We start from the raw sequence: 2958 nt of genomic DNA on the forward strand, positions 1-2958 counted from the left end.
ACGGCGGCCACATCACGGACGTCACCGTCCTCGCCCACCCCGACAGCAGCCCCCACGATCAGCGCATCAACGCCTACGCCCTCCCCCAGCTCACCCGCGAGACCCTCACCGCCCAGAGCGCCCGCGTCGACACCGTCTCGGGCGCCACCTACACGAGCGCGGGTTACCGGCGGTCCCTCCAGTCGGCGCTGGACTCCCTGCACTGACCTGGGCGGCACCCCGTTTCAGGGCCGACCGGCCCTGCCGGAAGGGCCCGAGAGGCACCGGCGTCCCCCGCCCGCGCACCACAGCCTGGGGAGGCACCCGAACGGCATCCCTGAGGAGTGGTGAGATGGCGAAGGCATACCTGGTGGGCGGTGGGATCGCGGCGCTGGCCGCGGCGGCGTTCCTGATCCGTGACGGCGGCTTCGACGGGGCCGACATCCACGTGTTCGAGCAGCAGCGGCTGCTCGGCGGCAGTCTCGACGCGGGCGGCACCCCGGCCGGCGGCTACTCGATGCGCGGCGGCCGGATGTTCGAGGCGGAGTTCCGCTGCACGTACGACCTGCTGGCGGGCATCCCCACCCTCGACGATCCCGAAGTCGGCGTCACGGAGGAGATCCTGGCCGGGCACGAGGAGTTCGGCTGGGACGACGTCGCCCGGCTCGTCGACGGGGACGGCGCCGTCCTCGACCCCGCCTCGATGGGGTTCACCGAACGCGACCGGCTGGAGCTGGTGCGCTGTCTGGCCACACCGGAACGGCACCTGGACGACAGGCGGATCACCGACTGTTTCGGCGAGCACTTCTTCACCACCGCCTTCTGGCTGATGTGGTGCACGACGTTCGCCTTCCAGCCCTGGCACAGCGCCGCCGAGTTCCGCCGCTATCTGCTGCGGTTCGTGCACCTGTTCCCCGAGTTCGCGTCCATGAGGGGCATCCAGCGCACCCGCCGCCACCAGTACGACTCGATCGTCCGGCCGCTCACGGCGTGGCTCGTCGAGCGGGGTGTGACCCTGCACACCGGCTGCCGGGTCACCGACCTCGGGTTCGCCCCGGGGGTGCGCAGCGGCACGGTCGACGCGGTCCGCCTGAGCCGGCACGGGCGCGAGGAGACGATCGCCGTCGCGCCCGAGGACCTGGTGTTCGTCACCAACGGGTCCATGACCGACGCCTCCAGCCTCGGTTCGCACACCTCCGCGCCGCCGCCCGCCCCCGAGCGGTCGGACGCCTGGCTGCTGTGGCACCGGCTGGCCCGGGGCCGGGAGAACTTCGGCCGGCCCGCCGTCTTCGACAAGCACGTCAGGGACTCCCGCTGGGAGTCGTTCACGGTCACCTCGAAAGGCCCCGACTTCCGGGAGGCGTTCGAGAAGTTCAGCGGCCGTCCGGCCGGGCGGGGCGGGCTGACGACGTTCACCGCGTCGAACTGGCTGCTCAGCGTCGTCGTCCACCGTCAGCCCGTCTACCGCGACCAGCCCGAGGACACCACCGTGTGGTGGGGGTACGGCCTGTTCCCCGGCCGGGCCGGCAATCTGATCCCCAAGCCGATGACGATGTGCACGGGCCGGGAGATCCTCGAAGAGGTCCTGCACCACCTGCCGTTCGACGCGCCGACCCGTGAACGTGTCCTCGCGAGTTCCACGGTCGTGCCGTGCGTGATGCCGTACATCACCAGCCAGTTCCTGGTCCGCCGGCGCGGCGACCGGCCCGAGGTCGTCCCCGAGGGCTGCGTCAACCTCGCCTTCATCGGCCAGTTCGCCGAGGTGCCCGACGACGTCGTCTTCACCGTCGAGTACTCCGTGCGGACCGCGTGGACGGCGGTGTCCCGGCTGCTGAAGCTGGAGAGCAAGCCGCCGGAGGTCTACAAGGGCCACCACGACCCCCGCGTCCTGGCCGCCGCGCTGGAGACGATGCACCGCCGCCGGTGAAGCCTCCCGGCGCCGGTCAGTGCCCGGTGAACTGCCGGTGCACGCACTGCCGGTACCGCTCGAAGCTGCCGGGGTCGTAGCACTGCTGCGTCTTGTCGCTGTACCAGACGAAGAAGACCGCGACCAGGACGGACACCACGATCGCGAGGGACGACGTCACGAGGCCGGTGACGGCCATGCCCCGGCCGGTGCCGGTTCGGCTGGCCCGGCGGAGGGCGGCGGCGCTCAGGGGCAGGCCGACGATGCCGAGCGGGCCGCCGACGAAGACGATCGAGGTGATCCAGCTGACGGTGCCGAGCGCGGCGGCGGCCACGGCCAAGCGGTTCCTGTGACTCGGCGGCGTCTCCGTCATGTGCCTGTTCATCTGCTGTCCTTTCGTCGAACTGGGCAGCACGATCATGGATTCGGGGGCCTGGTCCGCACATCGCGGAAAGGGGGGAAACCACCCTCCCCCGATCGGGGGAGGGCGCCGGTGAGCCGTCCGGTCATACTTTCTGTCGTGATCAGGGCGATTCGGCCGTTGCTGCGCGGCTCCACGTATTCGGGCACGTTGTTCGCCTATGGCGGCGCGTTGGCGAGCCTTCCGCTGCTGCCGTTCGCCCTGTTGCCGGCGCTGGCGTGGAGCTCCGCTCCCGAGGGAGCGCGGATCGTCCTGGTGCTGCTGGTCTGGGCGGCGCTGATCGGTGTGGCCGGGCTGGCGCCGGCCACGCGGCGGGTGCTGATCGCGTCCGCCCGTCGGCTGCTGCGGGTGCCGTTGCCGGATCCGGTGGCCGTTCCCCGGCCCGCGATTCCGTCCGGCGCCGACCGCCTGCGGACCCCGCTCTGGCTGCTGCTGCACGTGGCGCTGGGGTGGGCGGGGGCGCTGGTCAATGTGCTGATCCTGGTGGGCGTGGTCATGCCGGGCGGCTGGCTCGGCGTCCGGGCGGGGCTGGACGTGTTCGGTGAGCCGGTGTGGGTGACGGGCGGCTGGGGCAGCTGGGTGCTGGCGCTCGGCTGCGTCCTGTCGGCGGCGGCCGTGTGCGTGGCGGTGGCGGGTGCCCTGCGCCGGCTGG

3 protein-coding genes and 1 pseudogene are annotated in these 2958 nt (G+C 72.0%); 3 read left to right on the forward strand and 1 reads right to left on the reverse strand.

The window, feature by feature from the left end; genetic code table 11:
* Positions 1 to 206, forward strand: a 206-nt coding sequence (locus ACVNF4_RS34450; protein ID WP_461806800.1) for an FMN-binding protein, incomplete at its 5' end; no start/stop codon positions are given.
* A 125-nt stretch (positions 207 to 331) separates the two neighbouring features.
* Complete coding sequence (locus ACVNF4_RS34455) at positions 332 to 1906, forward strand: oleate hydratase (RefSeq protein WP_461806801.1); 1575 nt, start codon at positions 332 to 334, stop codon at positions 1904 to 1906.
* Positions 1907 to 1922: 16 nt separating this feature from the next.
* Here the strand turns inward: ACVNF4_RS34455 and ACVNF4_RS34460 are convergent, their stop codons facing one another.
* Entirely contained in the window at positions 1923 to 2270 is a 348-nt protein-coding gene (locus ACVNF4_RS34460; protein ID WP_461806802.1) for a DUF4190 domain-containing protein, read from the reverse strand.
* A 135-nt stretch (positions 2271 to 2405) separates the two neighbouring features.
* Here ACVNF4_RS34460 and ACVNF4_RS34465 point away from each other — a divergent pair.
* A pseudogene (locus ACVNF4_RS34465) lies at positions 2406 to 2958 on the forward strand (sensor histidine kinase); the annotation flags it as partial.

The sequence above is a fragment of the Streptomyces sp. S6 genome (assembly GCF_054880855.1).